We start from the raw sequence: 17,244 nt of genomic DNA, 5'->3' as shown, positions 1-17,244 counted from the left end.
AGACCGAGACATGAGCGACGAACTCCCCCTTCCCGTACAGCAGGGCCCGGTCTCCGCGTCCTCCGAGGTGCTGCTCAAGGTCCAGAGCCTGACCAAGCACTTCCCCATCTACGGCGGCTTCCCCATCAAACGCAAGGTCGGCGCCGTCCAGGCCGTGGACGACGTCGACCTGACCGTCGGCACCGGTGAGAGCGTCGGCCTGGTGGGCGAGTCGGGCTGTGGCAAGTCCACCACGGGCCGGCTCATCACCCGGCTCCTGGAACCGACCGGCGGGAAGATCGAGTACGCGGGCCGGGACATCACCCACGCCTCACGCAGGCAACTGGCGCCCGTCCGGTCCGAGATCCAGATGATCTTCCAGGACCCGTACTCCTCGCTGAATCCCCGGCAGACCGTCGGCACGATCATCAAGTCGCCCATGGAGGTCAACGGGATCGCCCCCAAGGGCGGCCGGGACAACAAGGTCCGCGAGCTGCTCGAACTCGTGGGCCTCAACCCCGAGCACTTCAACCGCTTCCCGCACGAGTTCTCCGGCGGTCAGCGCCAGCGCATCGGCGTGGCCCGCGCCCTGGCCCTCAACCCGAAGCTGATCGTGGCCGACGAGCCGGTATCCGCCCTCGACGTCTCGATCCAGGCGCAGGTGGTGAACCTGCTCCAGAAGGTGCAGCAGGAACTCGGCATCGCCTTCCTCTTCATCGCCCACGACCTCGCCGTGGTGCGGCACTTCTCGCAGCGCGTCGCGGTCATGTACCTCGGCAAGGTGGTCGAGGTCGGCGACCGGGTCTCCATCTACAACCGGCCCCGGCACCCCTACACCCACGCGCTGCTGTCGGCGGTCCCCGAGGTGTCGACGGTCGACGAGCCCGAGGACCGCGAGCGCATCCGCCTCGCCGGCGACGTCCCGTCACCGATCATGCCGCCCTCCGGCTGCCGCTTCCGCACCCGCTGCTGGAAGGCGCAGGACAAGTGCGCGAGCGAGGTCCCTCCCCTGGTCCGCATCGGCGGCAACCACGAGGGCCACCTGACCGCCTGCCACTTCCCGGAGGAGCCGACGACCGCGGCCCGCGACGAGGACATCGTCCTGGACCCGGCGCTGACCGCGCTGGAGGACGCCGGGAAGGACTGAACCCGGCACACCGCCGAGGAGACAGACCGAGGGCCCGTGCCTGGGGAGGCGCGGGCCCTCGGTTTCCCTGGAAGCGGACGAGTCCGGGCTCGGGTCAATGGGCCTTGGACGGTCCCTTCCGCAGGCGGTGCCGACAGAAAAGGGGTGTTGTCAGGCGGCCGCCTCGGGGCTCTTGGTGAGACGGGGCGAGGGTACGTCATCCGTCTCGGGGTAGTGGCACGCGGTCAGGTGCCCGGCCTTGTTGCCCTCCACCTGGACCAGCGGCGGCGCCTCGGAGGCGCACTTCTCCGTCGCCTTCCAGCAGCGGGTGCGGAAGCGGCAGCCCGAGGGCGGGTTGATCGGCGAGGGCACGTCGCCGACGAGCCGGATGCGCTCGCGGGGCGTGTCCTCCACCGTCGCCTCGGGCACGGCGGAGAGGAGGGCGCGCGTGTAGGGATGACGCGGGTTGTCGTACAGGTCGTCGCGGTCGGCGATCTCCATGATCTTACCCAGGTACATGACCGCGACGCGCTGCGAGAAGTGCCGCACCACTGCGAGGTCGTGGGCGATGAAGACGAACGCGATGCCCAGCTCGCGCTGCACCTTCTGGAGCAGGTTGACGACCTGGGCCTGGATGGACACGTCGAGGGCGGAGACCGGCTCGTCGGCCACGATCAGCTCCGGCTCCAGGGCCAGGGCACGGGCCACGCCGATGCGCTGGCGCTGACCGCCGGAGAACTCGTGCGGGAAGCGGTTGAAGTGCTCGGGGTTGAGACCCACGATCTCCAGCAGCTCGCGCACCCGGTTCTCCCGGCCGCCGGCCGGGTTGATGCCGTTGATCTCCATCGGACCGGCGATGATCTTGCCGACCGTCTGCCGCGGGTTGAGGGACGCGTACGGGTCCTGGAAGATCATCTGGATCTCGGACCGGATCGGCGCGAGCGCCCGGCGCCCCGCGTGCGTGATGTCCTGGCCCTTGTAGAGGACCTTGCCGCCCGTGGGCTCCAGCAGGCGGGTGATCAGGCGGCCGGTCGTCGACTTGCCGCACCCGGACTCGCCGACCAGACCCAGGCTCTCGCCCGCGCCGACCGTGAAGTCGAGCCCGTCCACGGCCCGGACCGCACCTACCGTGCGCGGGATCGGGAAGCCGCCCTTGATCGGAAAGTGCTTGGTCAGGCCGCTGACGTCCAGGAGCGTTTCCGCGTTGCTCATGATGGTGAAGTCCTGTCTCTTGTACGTCAGTTGTGCCGCAGTGCGACGGAGTCGGCGAACAGCTCCCGGCGCTGCTCCTTGGGGAGGTGGCAGGCGGACCCGCGGCCCTCGACCACCGTGAGCACCGGCTGCTCGGAGGAGCACAGCCCGCCCTCGACCTTCTCGGCGAAGGCGCACCGCGGGTGGAACCGGCAGCCGGTGGGCGGGTTGAGCAGCGAGGGCGGCGAGCCCGGGATCGGCTCAAGCGGCACGTCGACCGGTCCGTCCAGGCTCGGCATGGAGCTCATCAGGCCCAGCGTGTACGGGTGCTGCGGGTCGCGCAGCACCTCCTCCTTGGTGCCGCGCTCCACGCACCGGCCGCCGTACATCACCAGGACGTCGTCCGCGATGTCGGCGATGACGCCGAGGTCGTGCGTGATGAAGACGATGGCCGTGCCGAACTCCTGCTGGAGGTCCTTGAGCAGGTCCATGATCTGCGCCTGGACCGTCACGTCCAGGGCCGTGGTCGGCTCGTCCGCGATGAGCAGCTCCGGGTCGCAGGCCAGGGCCATGGCGATCATCGCGCGCTGGCGCATACCGCCGGAGAACTGGTGCGGGTAGTCGTCCACCCGGACCTCCGGCTGCGGGATGCCCACCCGGCGCAGCATCTCGATCGCGCGTGCGCGCGCCTCCTTCTTGGAGGCGCCGGTGTGCTTGCGGTACGTCTCGCCGATCTGCTTGCCGATGGTGTGGTACGGCGACAGCGAGGCCAGCGCGTCCTGGAAGATCATGGACATCTTGTTGCCGCGCAGCCGCTCCAGCTCCCGCTCGGTGGCGGTGAGCAGATCCTTGTCGTCGAGGAGGATCTCGCCGTCGATCGCGGTGCGGTCCCGGTCGTGCAGGCCCAGGATCGTCAGGTTGGTGACCGACTTGCCCGAGCCCGATTCGCCGACGATGCCGAGCGTCTTGCCCTTGGCGAGGTCGAAGGAGAGCCCGTCGACGGCCTTGACGATGCCGTCCTCGGTGGAGAAGTGGACCTTCAGGTCCCTGACGGAGAGGAAGGGCTGCTGTTCGGTGCTCGTCACGGGGACGCTCCAGGAGGTGATGCGGGGGGTAGCCGGGTGGGGCGGTGGGAGGGGGCGCCTTTGGCGACGGAGGTCAGGCGAGCCGGATGCGCGGGTCGATGAGGGCGTAGACGGCGTCGACGACGATGTTGAAGAAGACGATCGCGCCGGCCGACAGTACGGTCACACCGAGCAGCATGGGCAGGTCACTCTGGTCGACGGACTGGATCGCGAGCCGGCCGATGCCCTGGAGGCTGAAGACGGACTCCGTGATGATCGCGCCGCCGATCAGGGTGCCCAGGTCGATGCCGAAGACGGTGACGATCGGGCCCATGGCGCCGCGCCAGGCGAACCGGAAGAACACGTTGGCCCGGGACAGGCCCTTGGCTCGCGCCGTGCGGACGTAGTCCTCGCTCAGCTGCTCCACCATCTGGGAGCGGGTCATACGGGTGTAGTTGGCGGTGAAGATGATCGACAGCACCAGCCACGGCAGCAGCAGCCCGGAGAACCAGGAGGCCGGATTGTCGGTGAGCGGGGTGTACGAGGGCTGGCTCAGGATGCCGAGCTGGGCGACGAGGAAGAACATCGCGATGTAGCCGACGAAGTAGATCTGCAGCGAGGAGCCGAGGAGCGAGACCGAGCTGGCGAACTTGTCCAGGAACTTGCCCTGCTTGAGCGCGGCGAGCATGCCCGCGCCGATGCCGACGACGAGGAAGACGATGGACGCGCCGAAGGCGAGCGACAGCGTCAGCGGCAGCCGGTCCATGATCGTGCCGAAGACAGGCTCGCGGTTGGCGAAGGAATAGCCGAGGCACGGGGCGTCGCAGTAGCCGTAGCCGCCGTAGTCGCGGCCCGTGAAGATGCCGGCCAGCCAGTGCCAGTACTGCATGACGATCGGCTCGTCGATGCCCAGGTTCTTCCGGATCTGCTCCAGGTTCTCCGGCGTGCAGTTCTTGCCGCAGGACATCATGGCGGGGTCACGCGGGATGGCGTAAAAGAGCCAGAAGGTGACGGCGCTGATGATCAGGAGGATGACCAGCGCGCCGATGACTCGGCGGACGAGGAAGCGGGGCATGGGGCGTGACTTTCCGGACGGGGCGCCGTCGCCGGGGGTGTTGGGGGGTGGGCTGTGGGGCGGCCCTGAGATGTGGGCCGCCCCGTGGGTCGCTTGCCTACTTCTTGGCGTAGACCTTGCAGAGCGCGACGCAGGTGTTGCCGGCGTCGTACACGACGTTGCCGACCTTGGAGCCGTACATCCAGTTGCGGATGGGGTGGTAGTCGGGCACGACTGCCGCCAGCTCCATGACCTGGCGGTCGATGGCGCCCCAGGCCTTGTTGGCTTCTTCCGAATCGGTGATCTTGGAGGCGGCCTCGATAGCCTTGTTGACGCTGGTGTCGTTCAACTGGGCGTAGTTGCTGCGGCCGTTGCCGATGTTCTCACCGCTCCAGCAGGTGTAGAAGACCGAGTAGCCGTTCGGCCAGTCCGGGCTCCAGCCGGCGGCCATCAGGTCGAAGCCGTTGTCGATCTTGCCGATCTGCGTGTAGAAGGTCGACTTGTCGACCTGCTTGTTGACGACCTTGAAGCCCGCCTCTTCCAACGCCTTCTTGATCGCGACGGCCTGCTTCACCGCGTTGTCCGACTGCTGGTAGGCGATGACCAGCTTCTGGCCGACCTTGCCGGCCTCCTTGAGCAGCGCCTTGGCCTTGGCCGGGTCGCCGCCGGGCTTCTTGGTCGTGCCGTAGAGGTCGAACTTCGTGTATCCGGGCGTCACCGGGCTGAAGATCGTGGTGGCGATCTCGGTGATCGAGGCACCACCGCGGATGGTCTGAAGCTGCTGGTGCGGCCAGGCGTAGTTGATGGCCTGGCGGACCTTGACGTCCGTGATCCGGGTGGTGTTGATCGGCCAGTAGTAGGTGGCCGTGTCGACCGCGGTGAGGACGCGCTTCTTCATCTCCGCGTTGGTGAGCACCTGGGCGACGCGCTCGGCAGCGACCTCGTTGAAGATCGGCACCGCGTACTGGTCGTTGCCCTTGTCCGCGATGTAGCGGTCGGTGGCCGCCAGCGGCTGGAAGCCGAAGGTGAACTCGAACGTGTCCGGGTAGGCGTTGCGGATCGGGTCCGTCTTCGGGTCCCAGTGCTCGTTGCGCACGAAGGTCATGGACTTGCCGATGCTGCGGCTCTTGATCCGGTAGGGGCCGCTGGACACGGGCTGCTTGTCGTACTTCTCCTTGGTGTCCTTCTTCTTGGGCACCAGGGCGTAGCCGCGCATCGCGAGCGTGAAGTTGAAGTCACCGCGGGGCTCGTTGAGGCGGAAGGTGACGGTCTTGCCGTCGATCTCGATGGAGTCGAGGGACTTCCCCTCGTAGGGCCCCTTGTACTTGTCGCCACCCTCCAGGAACTGCTGGACGAAGCGCGGGCCCTCGGTGACGAACGAGGCGAAGGTGCGCTCGAAGGTGTGGCGGACGTCGTCCATGGTGATGTCGGCGCCGTCCTCCCACTTCAGACCGTCCTTCAGGGTGAAGGACCAGGACTTGCCGCCGTCCTTCGTGGTGCCGGCGTCGGTGGCGAGGTCGCCGACCAGGGTGACGCCACCCTTGCCGTCGAGCTTGTATCCGGTCAGACCGCGCAGGATCGGCACGGTGATGGCGGCCTCGGTCGAGACGTAGATCTGGGCCGGGTCCATGTGGTCCATGTCGAACTGCTCGAGCGAGTAGATCGTCCCGCCCTTGACCGCGCCCTCGACCTCGGGGGCCGGACCGGTGGAGTCGGCCTTGGTGCCGACCGGGATCTCCGTGGTCTTGGAGCCGCTGACCTTGGGAGCGTCGTTCGAGGCGGAACCGCCACCGCCGCCGCCACCGCCGCAGGCGGTCAGCACGGAGGAGGAGGCCGCGACCACACCGGTGGCTATGAGGAAGTTTCTGCGGGAGAAAGCCATGAGTCTACCTACCAGTAAGGGAGCAGAAGGGACGGCCGGCCGGACGGCGTTGAACGAGCCGGTTGGAGCTTGGGTCAGCGCTTGGACTTCGGGTCGAGTGCGTCGCGCACCGAGTCGCCCAGCAGGTTGAAGGCGAGGACGAAGATCACCATGGAGAGGCCCGGGAAGAGCATGAAGGTGATGTCCTCGGTGTAGAACTGGGCACCGCGCTGGATCATGACGCCCCAGTCGGGGGTCGGGTCGATGATGCCGACACCGAGGAAGGCCAGGCCCGCCTCGGCGGTCACGAACGCCGGGAGCATCAGCGTGGACTGGATGATGATAGGCGTCCACAGGTTGGGCAGCAGTTCCTTGAACACGATGCGCCACGGGGAGGCGCCGGTCACCTTGGCCGCCTCGACGAACTCCCGCTCGCGCAGACCGAGGACCTGGCCGCGCAGCAGTCGCGCGAGCGAGGCCCAGCCGAATCCCGCCAGGACGAGGATGAGGGAGACGGCCCGCAGGGAGGTCGGGATGTTCTCGTCGTCGGCCACGAACAGGGCGTAGACGACCGGCATGAACGCGATGAAGAACAGGGTCGACGGGAAGGACAGCAGGATGTCGATGACCCGGCCGATGAAGTAGTCCGTCCTGCCGCCGAGGTACCCCGCGACGGTGCCTATGATCACTCCGAGCAGCGTCGTCAGCAGCGTGGCCGCCAGCGCGATCCCCAGCGAGGTGCGGATGCCGTACAGCAGGAACGTGAAGACGTCGCGACCGAGCTGCGGCTCGATGCCGAACCAGAACTCCCCGCTCATGCCGCCGTTGGGGCCGGCCGGGTAGGCGAACGGGTTCAGCAGTTCCGGGCGGTCACTGGCGTAGGTGGTGTACGGGTCCTTGCCGTAGAGCTTGGCGATCAAGGGGGCCAAGATCGCGATCGCAAAGAAGAAGATCACGATGCCCGCCGATATGACGCCCGTCCTGTCCCGCTTGAAGCGGATCCAGGCCAGGCGCCCGGGGGAACGGCTTTCGCTGCCCTTTGGGGTGGCGGGCATGGGTGACTTGTCGACGATTTCGTCGGTCACCTCGAGCGGGGCGGCCGCTGATGGAGTTGGGGGGGTCATGGTGCTCCTGGCCCAAGGGAGGGTCTGATGACTCCGCAGGGCGTCCCCCTACGGGCTACGCCGGACTTTTTCAACGCAATTCGTTCAAGGTCAATAAAATCTGACCTGAGTTGACCTTGTCTTTAACTTCTTTACCTTTTTTTGGTCGATCCGTAGTTACGCGTGTAGCGCGTCGTGATCGATCCGTGCCTTACATTGGGCCAATTGGGCCAATCGGGCAAGGTGTTCGTTATGTGGACGCTGGATCGTCGGAATGCGTACACCTGGAGGTCGCGAAGTAACGACTTCGCATCGCATTGCGGTGATCCATTGCGTGGCCGTCGGGAGAAATCTGCGCCGCCCGTGCGTGATCCATGCAGAACCCGAACGTCCGGTCCGCACAGTGGGGGGGTGCTGCCGACACCGGACCGCCGAAGACCTTCAGGGACCGCGTGAACCTGGCGACCCGGCTGCGCAAGGCGCTGCAGGCGGTCGCTGCGCCGGGCACCTCGTGCGACGTCGTCCGGCGGGCCAGGAACGCGCGGTGCCGGGGAGAGGAGGAGGCGGCCCTGGAGTTCTACGAGCGGGCCCCGCCCTGTCCCACGGCCGGCCCCTGTCCGGTGTCCGGACGGTATGGGCGCAGGCCGCGCGCGTGACTTTCGGCCAGGGGCTGCGGACCGCGAGGATCGACAGCGCGGAAGCAGGGAAGAGGTCGTGCCCGGCGGCCGGCCGGTGTGGGCGGCCATGGCGTCATAGTGCTCGGCTCCCCGTGAGCCCGTCCTCCGTGAGCCCGCCGTGCGTGAGGCCGAAGCGGCCGGCGCGGTAGTAACCGAAGCGCTCCTCCGCGTCGTCCGGCAGCGGAGGGCGCACCCCCTGGGCGGCGCGGCTCCGGTCCGGCCGGGCGGCACGGGGACGGGGTGCCGACACGGCGTCGAACAAGGTCTCCGCCTCGCTCCGGTGGTCCGCGGCGGACGGGACGTCACCGACGGTCTCGCAGACGTCAGAGAGGACGGTGAGCGCACGCGCCAGCATCAGGCGCCGACCCGAGTGCCGTGCCTGGTCGACCGCCTCCCGCGCCGCGTGCAGCGCGGCGACGGTGTCACCGGTCTCCCGGAGCTCCGTCGTGACGGCGGCCGGCTTCTCGTCGTGCTGCGCGACGTGCTTGCGCTCCGGCGTGTTCGCGTTCCTCTCCCCCAGGGACATCAGGCGCGTGCCTGACCTCGGTGACCGGATTCCTCCGGCGGGCTTTCCGTCGTCCTTCAGCGGCCTTTCCGAGGGGTGATCCACCCCGGATGGCGGGACTGGATGTGCGAAGAGTCAACCGTCAATCGATATTGGCTGAAATGGGGCAACAGGAGAACCAGGGCACGAGGAGGCACTCCATGCGCGGAGCCACGCACGCCAAATGGGCCGCTTGCGCGGCGGCGGTAGCCCTCGCGGCGACGGGCTGTGGCGGCGGGGGCGGGGACGGCGGCAGCGGTGGGGACGGCGGCGGAGTGCTCAGCTCCTCCTGGGGCGACCCGCAGAACCCGCTGGAGCCGGCCAACACCAACGAGGTGCAGGGCGGCAAGGTCCTCGACATGGTCTTCCGCGGGCTGAAGAAGTACGACCCGAAGACCGGCGAGGCCAAGGACATGCTCGCCGAGAAGATCGAGACCTCCGACTCGCAGAACTTCACCGTCACCGTCAAGGACGGCTGGACCTTCAGCAACGGCGAGAAGGTCACCGCCCAGTCCTTCGTGGACGCCTGGAACTACGGCGCGAGCCTGAAGAACAACCAGCGCAACGCCTACTTCTTCGCGTACATCGACGGCTACGACAAGGCGCACCCCGAAAGCGGCTCGCAGAGCGCCGACACGCTCTCCGGACTGAAGGTGACCGGCCCGCGCACCTTCACCGTCAAGCTCAACCAGAAGTTCTCCAGCTTCCCCGACACCCTCGGCTACGCCGCCTTCGCACCGCTGCCCAAGGCGTTCTTCGACGACCACGACGCCTGGCTGAAGAAGCCGGTCGGCAACGGTCCGTACAAGGTCGACAACTACACCCGCGGCTCGCAGATGTCCCTGCGCAAGTGGGCGGACTACCCCGGCCCGGACAAGGCGCAGAACGGCGGTGTGGACCTCAAGGTCTACACCGACAACAACACCGCCTACACCGACCTGATCGCGGGCAACCTCGACCTCGTCGACGACGTCCCGGCCTCCCAGCTCAAGAACGTCAAGAACGACCTCGGCGACCGGTACATCAACACCCCCGCCGGCATCATCCAGACCCTCGCCTTCCCGTTCTACGACAACGACTGGAACAAGTCCGGCTCCGACAAGGTCCGTCAGGGCCTGTCCATGGCCATCGACCGCAAGCAGATCACCGACACGATCTTCCAGCAGACCCGCACCCCGGCCACGGACTGGACCTCACCGGTCCTCGGCGAGGACGGCGGCTACAAGCCGGGCCTGTGCGGCGACGCCTGCGAGTACAACCCCGAGGAAGCCAAGAAGCTGGTCAAGGAGGGCGGCGGGCTGCCCGGCGGACAGGTCAAGATCACCTACAACGCCGACACCGGCTCCCACAAGCAGTGGGTCGACGCGGTCTGCAACTCCATCAACAACGCCCTGGACAACGACCGCGCCTGCGCCGGCAACCCGGTCGGCACCTTCGCCGACTTCCGCAACCAGATCACCGACAAGAAGATGAGCGGCCCCTTCCGCGCCGGCTGGCAGATGGACTACCCGCTCATCCAGAACTTCCTCCAGCCGCTCTACTACACCAACGCCTCGTCCAACGACGGCAAGTGGTCGAACCAGAAGTTCGACGACCTGGTCGACAAGGCCAACGGCCAGACCGACACCGCCGAGGCCGTCAAGACCTTCCAGCAGGCCGAGGAGGTACTGAGGGACGAGATGGGGGCCATTCCGCTCTGGTACCAGAACGGCAGTGCCGGCTACTCGGACCGGCTCTCCGACGTCGAGCTCAACCCGTTCAGCGTCCCGGTCTACAACGAGATCAAGGTCGGCTGAGGGGGCGGTCTCCATGGGACGCTACGTCGTCCGGCGGCTGCTCCAGATGATCCCGGTCTTCATCGGGGCCACGCTGCTGATCTTCCTGATGGTCAACGTGATGGGCGACCCCATCGCGGGCCTGTGCGGCGACCGGGAGTGCGATCCGGCGACGGCCGCGCAACTGCGGCACGAGTTCGGCCTCGACCAGCCCGTGTGGCGGCAGTACGCCACCTACATGGGCAACGTCTTCACCGGCGACTTCGGCACCGCCTTCAACGGCCAGCCGGTCACCGAGCTGATGGGCACGGCGTTCCCCGTCACCATCCGGCTCACCATCGTCGCGATCCTCTTCGAGATCGTCGTCGGCATCGTGCTCGGCGTCGTCACCGGCCTGCGCCGCGGCCGCCCCGTCGACACCGGGGTGCTGCTGCTGACCCTCGTCGTCATCTCCGTCCCCACCTTCGTCACCGGCCTGCTGCTCCAGCTGCTGCTCGGCGTCAAGTGGGGCTGGATCGATCCGGCCGTCTCCTCCGAGGCGGCCTTCGGCGAGCTGATCGTCCCCGGCCTGGTCCTCGCCTCGGTCTCGCTGGCCTACGTCACCCGCCTGACCCGCACCTCCATCGCCGAGAACCGGCGCTCCGACTACGTCCGCACGGCCATCGCCAAGGGCCTGCCGCGCCGCCGGGTCATCACCCGGCACCTGCTGCGCAACTCCCTCATCCCCGTCGTCACCTTCATCGGCACCGACATCGGCGCGCTGATGGGCGGCGCCATCGTCACCGAGCGGATCTTCAACATCCACGGCGTCGGCTACCAGCTCTACCAGGGCATCCTGCGCCAGAACACGCAGACCGTGGTCGGCTTCGTCACCGTCCTGGTCCTCGTCTTCCTCGTCGCCAACCTCGTCGTCGACCTCCTGTACGCCGTACTCGACCCGAGGATCCGCTATGCCTGAACAGGAGCCGTACGAACCCGAGCGCGCCGTCGCCGGCACCGGCATGGGCGGCACGATGGACCTCGGCACCAGCGAGGCGGTCACGCTGGAGCAGCCCCCGGGGCCGGACGGGGCGGACCCGCGCGACAAGCCCCGCAGCCTCTGGTCCGACGCCTGGCACGACCTGCGCCGCAACCCCGTCTTCATCATCTCGGCCCTGGTGATCCTCTTCCTCGTCGTCATCTCCATCTGGCCGTCCCTGATCGCCTCCGGCAGCCCCCTCAAGTGCGACCTGGCCAAGGCCCAGGAGGGCTCCCAGCCCGGTCACCCCTTCGGCTTCAACGGCCAGGGCTGCGACGTCTACACCCGCACCGTCTACGGCGCCCGCACCTCCGTCGCGGTCGGCATCCTCGCCACGCTCGGCGTCGCGATCCTCGGCAGCGTCCTCGGCGGACTCGCCGGATTCTTCGGCGGCGCGGGGGACGCGGTCCTGTCCCGCATCACCGACATCTTCTTCGCGATCCCCGTCGTCCTCGGCGGTCTCGTCCTGCTCTCCGTCATCACCAGCAACACCGTCTGGCCGGTCATCGGCTTCATCGTGCTGCTGGGCTGGCCGCAGATCTCCCGCATCGCCCGAGGCTCGGTCATCACCGCCAAGCAGAACGACTACGTCCAGGCGGCCCGCGCCCTGGGCGCCTCCAACTCCCGCCTCCTGCTGCGGCACATCGCGCCCAACGCCGTCGCCCCGGTCATCGTCGTGGCGACCATCGCGCTCGGCACCTACATCTCCCTGGAGGCGACCCTGTCCTTCCTCGGTGTCGGCCTCAAGCCGCCCAGCGTCTCCTGGGGCATCGACATCTCCGCCGCCGCCCCCTACGTACGCAACGCCCCGCACGCCCTGCTCTGGCCCTCCGGAGCGCTCGCCGTCACCGTCCTCGCGTTCATCATGCTCGGCGACGCGGTGCGCGACGCCCTCGACCCGAAGCTGAGGTGAGCCGCCGCCATGCTGCTTGAAGTGCGCGACCTGCACGTCGAGTTCCACACCCGGGACGGGGTCGCCAAGGCCGTCAACGGTGTCAGCTACGGCGTGGACGCGGGCGAGACCCTCGCGGTGCTCGGCGAGTCCGGGTCCGGCAAGTCCGTCACCGCGCAGACCGTCATGGGCATCCTCGACATCCCGCCGGGCCGGGTCACCGCGGGGGAGATCCTCTTCGAGGGCCGGGACCTGCTGAAACTCAAGGAGGAGGAGCGCCGGAAGGTCCGCGGTGCCGAGATGGCGATGATCTTCCAGGACGCGCTTTCCTCGCTGAACCCCGTCCTGACCGTCGGCGCCCAGCTCGCCGAGATGTTCACCGTGCACCGCGGCATGTCCCGCAAGGACGCCCACGCCAGGGCCGTCGAGCTGATGGACCGGGTCCGCATCCCGGCCGCGAAGGAGCGGGTGCGGCAGTACCCGCACCAGTTCTCCGGGGGCATGCGTCAGCGCATCATGATCGCGATGGCGATGGCTCTGGAACCCAAGCTGATCATCGCCGACGAGCCGACCACCGCCCTGGACGTCACCGTCCAGGCCCAGGTCATGGACCTGCTCGCGGAACTCCAGCGCGAACTGCACATGGGCCTGATCCTCATCACCCACGACCTCGGCGTCGTCGCCGACGTCGCCGACAAGATCGCCGTCATGTACGCGGGCCGCATCGTCGAGACCGCCCCGGTCCACGACATCTACAAGGCCCCGGCCCACCCCTACACCCGCGGCCTGCTGGAGTCGATCCCGCGCCTGGACCAGAAGGGCCAGGAGCTGTACGCCATCAAGGGCCTGCCGCCCAACCTCACCCGCATCCCGCCCGGCTGCGCCTTCCACCCCCGCTGCCCGATGGCCCAGGACGTCTGCCGCACCGACGTACCGCCCCTGTACGACGTCACGGAGTCCGACGCCGGGCGGGGCAGCGCCTGCCACTTCTGGAGGGAGTGCCTGCATGGCTGAGACCACGGAGCCGATCCTCGAAGTCCGCGGCCTGGTCAAGCACTACCCGCTGACCTCCGGCATCCTGTTCAAGAAGCAGGTCGGCGCGGTGAAGGCGGTCGACGGCGTGGACTTCGAACTGGCCCGGGGCGAGACGCTGGGCATCGTCGGGGAGTCCGGCTGCGGCAAGTCCACGGTCGCCAAGATGCTGGTCAACCTGGAACGTCCGACGGCCGGCGAGATCCGCTACAAGGGCGAGGACATCACCCGCCTGTCGGGCAGGGCCCTCAAGTCCGTCCGCCGCAACATCCAGATGGTCTTCCAGGACCCCTACACCTCCCTCAACCCCCGCATGACCGTCGGCGACATCATCGGCGAGGCGTACGACATCCACCCCGAGGTCGCCCCGAAGGGCGACCGGCGCAGCCGCGTCCAGGACCTCCTGGACGTGGTCGGCCTCAACCCCGAGTACATCAACCGCTACCCCCACCAGTTCTCCGGCGGCCAGCGCCAGCGCATCGGCATCGCCCGCGGCCTGGCCCTGCGCCCGGAGATCATCGTCGCCGACGAACCGGTCTCCGCCCTCGACGTCTCCGTGCAGGCCCAGGTGATCAACCTGATGGCCCGCCTCCAGGACGAGTTCGACCTCTCCTACATCTTCATCGCCCACGACCTGTCCATCGTCCGCCACATCTCCGACCGGGTCGGCGTGATGTACCTGGGCCGCATCGTGGAAACCGGCCGCGACGCCGAGATCTACGACCACCCCACCCACCCCTACACCCAGGCCCTGCTCTCCGCCGTCCCCGTCCCCGACCCGGAAGCCCGCGAACACCGCGAACGCATCATCCTCACCGGCGACGTCCCCTCCCCGACCAACATCCCCTCCGGCTGCCGCTTCCGCACCCGCTGCTGGAAAGCCCGCGAACGCTGCGCGCTGGAAGTCCCGGCCCTCGCCGTCCCCGCCGAGTTCCGCTCGGTCTCCGGACCCGCCGCCCACGACTCCGCCTGCCACTTCGCGGAGGAGAAGCAGGTGGTGCCGCCGGAGGAGACCGGGACGCATGGGACGCATGGAGCGAGCGGGCCGCACGAAGCGGGCGGTCCGCACGGTTCGCACCGGGAGGACAGCGAAGGCGCGTGACACGACGGCGGGCCGGGGCGACAGGGACCCCGGCCCGTGACGGACGAACGGACGGACGCTACGCCGGTGCGGGCAGCGACCGTTTGAGGAAGTCCACCTGGAGCAGCAGCAGGTTCTCGGCGACGGACTCCTGCGGGGTCATGTGCGTGACGCCGGACAGCGGCAGCACCTCGTGCGGCCGGCCGGCCGCCAGCAGGGCCGAGGACAGGCGCAGTGAGTGGGCGACCACCACGTTGTCGTCCGCGAGGCCGTGGATGACCATCATGGGCCGGTGCGGCTCGGCGGCGTCGACCAGCCCGGCGTCGTCGATCAGCGAGTTGCGGCGGTAGACCTCCGGCTGTTCGCCGGGGTGGCCGAGGTACCGCTCCTGGTAGTGGGTGTCGTAGAGCCTGAGGTCGGTGACCGGGGCGCCGACGACGGCGGCGTGGAAGACGTCCGGCCGGCGCAGCGCCGCCAGCGCGGCGAGATAGCCGCCGAAGGACCATCCGCGGATGGCGACGCGGTTCAGGTCCAGCGGGAAGTCGGCGGCGAGTGCCTGGAGGGCGTCCACCTGGTCCTGGAGCACGACGGCGGCCACGTCGTCCTTGACGGCCTTCTCCCAGGCGGGCGACCGCCCCGGAGTGCCCCGGCCGTCGGCGACGACCACCGCGAACCCCTGGTCGGCGAACCACTGTGAGGTGAGGTGGGCGTTGTGCGCGGCCACGACGCGCTGGCCGTGCGGACCACCGTAGGGGTCGAGGAGGACGGGGAGGAGGGCGTCACCGTGGTAGTCCGTTGGCATAAGCACGGCGCACGGGACACGCCGTGCGCCCCCCTGGGTGAGCGTCACGCGCGGGGACATACCGGGGTCTTCCGCATACGAGGCGACGGTCGCCGTCTGCTCCCCGTCCCGCAGCACCCGCACCCGGGCCCCCGGCCGGTCGAGGGCGGCGGAGACGAGTACGGTCACGCCCCCCGCGCGCACCGCCGAGTGCACGCCGGGCTCCTGGGACAGGCGCTCCACGCCGAGTTCGTTCACCCGGTACACGTGCACCTCGCCGATCTCCGTGTCGGGCGCCTCCTCGCCCGCCGAGGCGGAGACGAGCACGTCGTCGGCGCCGACGTCCAGCACCGCCCGCAGGTGCAACTGGGCGCCGGTGAGGGGCCGTTCGCCGACCGCCAGCACCCGCGCACCACCCTCGTCGGCGATCCGCACGAGCTGCCCCGAGGGGCTCCAGCAGGGCACGCCGGGGAACAGTTCCAGCCAAGTTGGATCTTCGTCGGCGTGCACCATCCGGGTCGTCCCGGACTCGGGGTCCACCGCCAGGAAGAGCTGACTGCGCTGGTCGCGCGCCTGTACGAGAAGCAGTGGCGCACCCGCCGCTGACCAGTGCACTCGCGCCAGATACGGATACCGCGCCCGGTCCCAGAGAACCTCCGTGCGCCCCCCGTCGAGGCCGACGACGAACAGCCGTACGTCCGCGTTGGGGGTACCCGCCGCCGGATACGGCACGTGTTGTGGATCACGTCCGGGGTGGGCCGGGTCGGAGATCCACCAGCGCTGGACCGGCGTGTCGTCCACGCGTGCCACCAGCAGCCGGTCCGACTCCGGGCTCCACCAGAAGCCCCGGCCCCGCGCCATCTCCTCGGCCGCGACGAACTCGGCGAGCCCGTACGTGACGCCCTCGCCGTCCGGTTCGGTCAGCGCCCGGTCGCCGTCCCCCTCGGCGTCCACGACGCGCAGGGCGCCCCGGGCGACGTAGGCGATGTGCCGGCCGTCGGGGGAGGGGCGCGGGTCGATCACCGGGCCGGGGACGGGCAGTTCGCGCGCGGTGCCGACCCGCAGCTCGGCCGCGAAAAGCCGCCCCGACAGCGCGAAGGAGGCCAGTTCGACCGCCGTGTCGGTGGCGTAGCCGACGATTCCGGCGCCGCCCTCGCGGCTGCGCTCGCGCCGGGCGCGTTCCTCGGGCGACAGCCGCTCCTGGGCGCCGCCCAGAAGGGCGCGGGGGTCGGCGGCCACGCGCTCCCCACCCTTCTCGACGTCGAGGATCCACAGCGAATTGGCCCGGTCCGTACCGGTACCGGAGCGCAGGAAGGCGACCCGTGAACCGTCGGGTGCCACGGTGAACGAACGCGGCGCGCCGAGCGTGAACCGCTGGGTGCGGGCGTGCCGTTTGGGGAAGGAGTCGGACTCGGTCGTCATGCCTCGACCATATTGGCCATGCGCCCCCTTGTGCGGCCGTGCGCCGAGAGATGCGCGCGCACGGATAGTTATGATCACTAGCACACAGTGGGTATCAACCAGGTACCCCCTGTGTGGATTTATCTGCCCCGAGCACCGACTGCGACCGACCCCCCATGTCCCTGGGCCCATTGGAGGTGAGCCGCCGTGGCACTCTCGATTTCGGCGGTTGTGCTGCTGGCGATCATCGTCTTCCTGCTGGTCAGGAAGTCAGGCTTGAAGGCGGCGCATGCGGTGGTGTGCATGCTCCTCGGCTTCTACCTGGCCTCGTCGACGATCGCACCCACGATCAGCGAGCTGACGACCAACATCGCGGGGATGATCGGGAGCATCAAGTTCTGACCGCGCCGGCCACGAAGCAGACCCAGGCCTCCGGCGCCGGCGCGAGCCGGGGGCCGGTGTCCGCCAGGTTCTTCGAGTCGCGGACGTGGACGGTGCCGGGTTCGAGGGCGACCCCACCGTGGCGATCACGGCCAGGGTCCAGTCGCCGTCCGGGTCCACCTCCCACCCCGGCTCGTCGACCTGGTCCGCCCCGGCGTCCACCGACATGTCGCCCCCTCCCCAGTTCCGTACGGCCCGTGCGGGCGTGAGGACGGGGGCCGCGC

The 17,244-nt window shown here is 68.8% G+C and carries 15 protein-coding genes and 1 pseudogene; 7 read left to right on the top strand and 9 right to left on the bottom strand.

The genetic code is table 11. The features are described 5' to 3' along the window. The first annotated feature begins 10 nt into the window (after positions 1-10). Positions 11-1,126, top strand: a complete 1,116-nt coding sequence (locus tag ACIQFU_RS17000; RefSeq protein WP_402552224.1) for an ABC transporter ATP-binding protein — start codon at positions 11-13, stop codon at positions 1,124-1,126. A 150-nt stretch (positions 1,127-1,276) separates the two neighbouring features. Here the strand turns inward: ACIQFU_RS17000 and ACIQFU_RS16995 are convergent, their stop codons facing one another. The 6 genes from ACIQFU_RS16995 to ACIQFU_RS16970 all read right to left on the bottom strand — a co-directional run bounded on the left by ACIQFU_RS16995 (position 1,277) and on the right by ACIQFU_RS16970 (position 8,581). Next, positions 1,277-2,317 (bottom strand): ABC transporter ATP-binding protein, encoded by a 1,041-nt coding sequence (locus tag ACIQFU_RS16995; RefSeq protein ID WP_402552223.1) that lies wholly within the window; start codon positions 2,315-2,317, stop codon positions 1,277-1,279. 26 nt (positions 2,318-2,343) lie between these two features. Next, entirely contained in the window at positions 2,344-3,381 is a 1,038-nt protein-coding gene (locus tag ACIQFU_RS16990; RefSeq protein WP_402552221.1) for an ABC transporter ATP-binding protein, read from the bottom strand. 73 nt (positions 3,382-3,454) lie between these two features. Then, positions 3,455-4,435, bottom strand: a complete 981-nt coding sequence (locus ACIQFU_RS16985) for an ABC transporter permease (RefSeq protein ID WP_402552219.1) — start codon at positions 4,433-4,435, stop codon at positions 3,455-3,457. Positions 4,436-4,532: 97 nt separating this feature from the next. Then, positions 4,533-6,296, bottom strand: a complete 1,764-nt coding sequence (locus ACIQFU_RS16980) for an ABC transporter substrate-binding protein (protein ID WP_402552217.1) — start codon at positions 6,294-6,296, stop codon at positions 4,533-4,535. Between the two features lie 74 nt (positions 6,297-6,370). Further along, on the bottom strand, positions 6,371-7,399 hold the full coding sequence (locus tag ACIQFU_RS16975) for an ABC transporter permease (protein WP_402552216.1): 1,029 nt from the start codon (positions 7,397-7,399) through the stop codon (positions 6,371-6,373). A gap of 729 nt (positions 7,400-8,128) precedes the next feature. Continuing rightward, positions 8,129-8,581, bottom strand: a complete 453-nt coding sequence (locus tag ACIQFU_RS16970) for a hypothetical protein (RefSeq protein WP_402552214.1) — start codon at positions 8,579-8,581, stop codon at positions 8,129-8,131. A gap of 179 nt (positions 8,582-8,760) precedes the next feature. On the opposite strand from ACIQFU_RS16970, the gene ACIQFU_RS16965 reads away from it, so the two are divergent. The 5 genes from ACIQFU_RS16965 to ACIQFU_RS16945 are packed head-to-tail and all read left to right on the top strand — an operon-like array spanning position 8,761 to position 14,418. Beyond that, on the top strand, positions 8,761-10,395 hold the full coding sequence (locus ACIQFU_RS16965) for an ABC transporter substrate-binding protein (protein WP_402552213.1): 1,635 nt from the start codon (positions 8,761-8,763) through the stop codon (positions 10,393-10,395). 13 nt (positions 10,396-10,408) lie between these two features. Then, on the top strand, positions 10,409-11,332 hold the full coding sequence (locus ACIQFU_RS16960) for an ABC transporter permease (RefSeq protein WP_402552212.1): 924 nt from the start codon (positions 10,409-10,411) through the stop codon (positions 11,330-11,332). Further along, on the top strand, positions 11,325-12,305 hold the full coding sequence (locus tag ACIQFU_RS16955; RefSeq protein ID WP_402552210.1) for an ABC transporter permease: 981 nt from the start codon (positions 11,325-11,327) through the stop codon (positions 12,303-12,305). The genes ACIQFU_RS16960 and ACIQFU_RS16955 overlap by 8 nt, the downstream gene beginning before the upstream one ends. 9 nt (positions 12,306-12,314) lie before the next feature. Further along, the gene (locus ACIQFU_RS16950) at positions 12,315-13,298 is read left to right on the top strand and encodes an ABC transporter ATP-binding protein (RefSeq protein WP_402552208.1); all 984 of its coding nucleotides are present in this window, start codon (positions 12,315-12,317) and stop codon (positions 13,296-13,298) included. Beyond that, positions 13,291-14,418: an ABC transporter ATP-binding protein gene (locus ACIQFU_RS16945; protein ID WP_402552206.1), complete on the top strand. Its 1,128-nt coding sequence runs from the start codon at positions 13,291-13,293 to the stop codon at positions 14,416-14,418. The genes ACIQFU_RS16950 and ACIQFU_RS16945 overlap by 8 nt, the downstream gene beginning before the upstream one ends. Positions 14,419-14,476: 58 nt before the next feature. Here ACIQFU_RS16945 and ACIQFU_RS16940 read toward each other — a convergent pair whose 3' ends face one another. After that, positions 14,477-16,600 carry a prolyl oligopeptidase family serine peptidase gene (locus ACIQFU_RS16940; RefSeq protein WP_402552204.1) on the bottom strand — a complete coding sequence of 708 codons (2,124 nt, stop codon included), beginning with the start codon at positions 16,598-16,600 and terminating at the stop codon, positions 14,477-14,479. A gap of 186 nt (positions 16,601-16,786) precedes the next feature. On the opposite strand from ACIQFU_RS16940, the gene ACIQFU_RS16935 reads away from it, so the two are divergent. Next, positions 16,787-16,981 carry a hypothetical protein gene (locus ACIQFU_RS16935; RefSeq protein WP_402552202.1) on the top strand — a complete coding sequence of 65 codons (195 nt, stop codon included), beginning with the start codon at positions 16,787-16,789 and terminating at the stop codon, positions 16,979-16,981. Here ACIQFU_RS16935 and ACIQFU_RS16930 read toward each other — a convergent pair. Together ACIQFU_RS16930 and ACIQFU_RS16925 are read right to left on the bottom strand one after the other, a co-directional pair. Further along, entirely contained in the window at positions 16,971-17,123 is a 153-nt protein-coding gene (locus ACIQFU_RS16930) for a DUF397 domain-containing protein (RefSeq protein WP_402552349.1), read from the bottom strand. The genes ACIQFU_RS16935 and ACIQFU_RS16930 overlap by 11 nt on opposite strands. Further along, positions 17,093-17,188, bottom strand: a pseudogene (locus tag ACIQFU_RS16925) (transcriptional regulator); the annotation flags it as partial. The pseudogene ACIQFU_RS16925 and the gene ACIQFU_RS16930, both read right to left, overlap by 31 nt. Positions 17,189-17,244 lie beyond the last annotated feature (56 nt).

This window comes from Streptomyces sp. NPDC093065, assembly GCF_044754585.1.
In the GTDB taxonomy this organism is placed as follows: Bacteria; Actinomycetota; Actinomycetes; order Streptomycetales; family Streptomycetaceae; genus Streptomyces.
This window is presented reverse-complemented; position numbering and strand designations above follow the sequence as displayed.

Bases quoted from the DNA above. Each gene is read 5' to 3' on its own strand.
- ACIQFU_RS16995 (WP_402552223.1), bottom strand. From the start codon at position 2,317: ATGAGCAACGCGGAAACGCTCCTGGACGTCAGCGGCCTGACCAAGCAC.
- ACIQFU_RS16985 (WP_402552219.1), bottom strand. From the start codon at position 4,435: ATGCCCCGCTTCCTCGTCCGCCGAGTCATCGGCGCGCTGGTCATCCTC.
- ACIQFU_RS16940 (WP_402552204.1), bottom strand. From the start codon at position 16,600: ATGACGACCGAGTCCGACTCCTTCCCCAAACGGCACGCCCGCACCCAG.
- ACIQFU_RS16965 (WP_402552213.1), top strand. From the start codon at position 8,761: ATGCGCGGAGCCACGCACGCCAAATGGGCCGCTTGCGCGGCGGCGGTA.
- ACIQFU_RS16955 (WP_402552210.1), top strand. From the start codon at position 11,325: ATGCCTGAACAGGAGCCGTACGAACCCGAGCGCGCCGTCGCCGGCACC.
- ACIQFU_RS16960 (WP_402552212.1), top strand. From the start codon at position 10,409: ATGGGACGCTACGTCGTCCGGCGGCTGCTCCAGATGATCCCGGTCTTC.
- ACIQFU_RS16945 (WP_402552206.1), top strand. From the start codon at position 13,291: ATGGCTGAGACCACGGAGCCGATCCTCGAAGTCCGCGGCCTGGTCAAG.
- ACIQFU_RS16980 (WP_402552217.1), bottom strand. From the start codon at position 6,296: ATGGCTTTCTCCCGCAGAAACTTCCTCATAGCCACCGGTGTGGTCGCG.
- ACIQFU_RS16970 (WP_402552214.1), bottom strand. From the start codon at position 8,581: ATGTCCCTGGGGGAGAGGAACGCGAACACGCCGGAGCGCAAGCACGTC.
- ACIQFU_RS16950 (WP_402552208.1), top strand. From the start codon at position 12,315: ATGCTGCTTGAAGTGCGCGACCTGCACGTCGAGTTCCACACCCGGGAC.
- ACIQFU_RS17000 (WP_402552224.1), top strand. From the start codon at position 11: ATGAGCGACGAACTCCCCCTTCCCGTACAGCAGGGCCCGGTCTCCGCG.
- ACIQFU_RS16975 (WP_402552216.1), bottom strand. From the start codon at position 7,399: ATGACCCCCCCAACTCCATCAGCGGCCGCCCCGCTCGAGGTGACCGAC.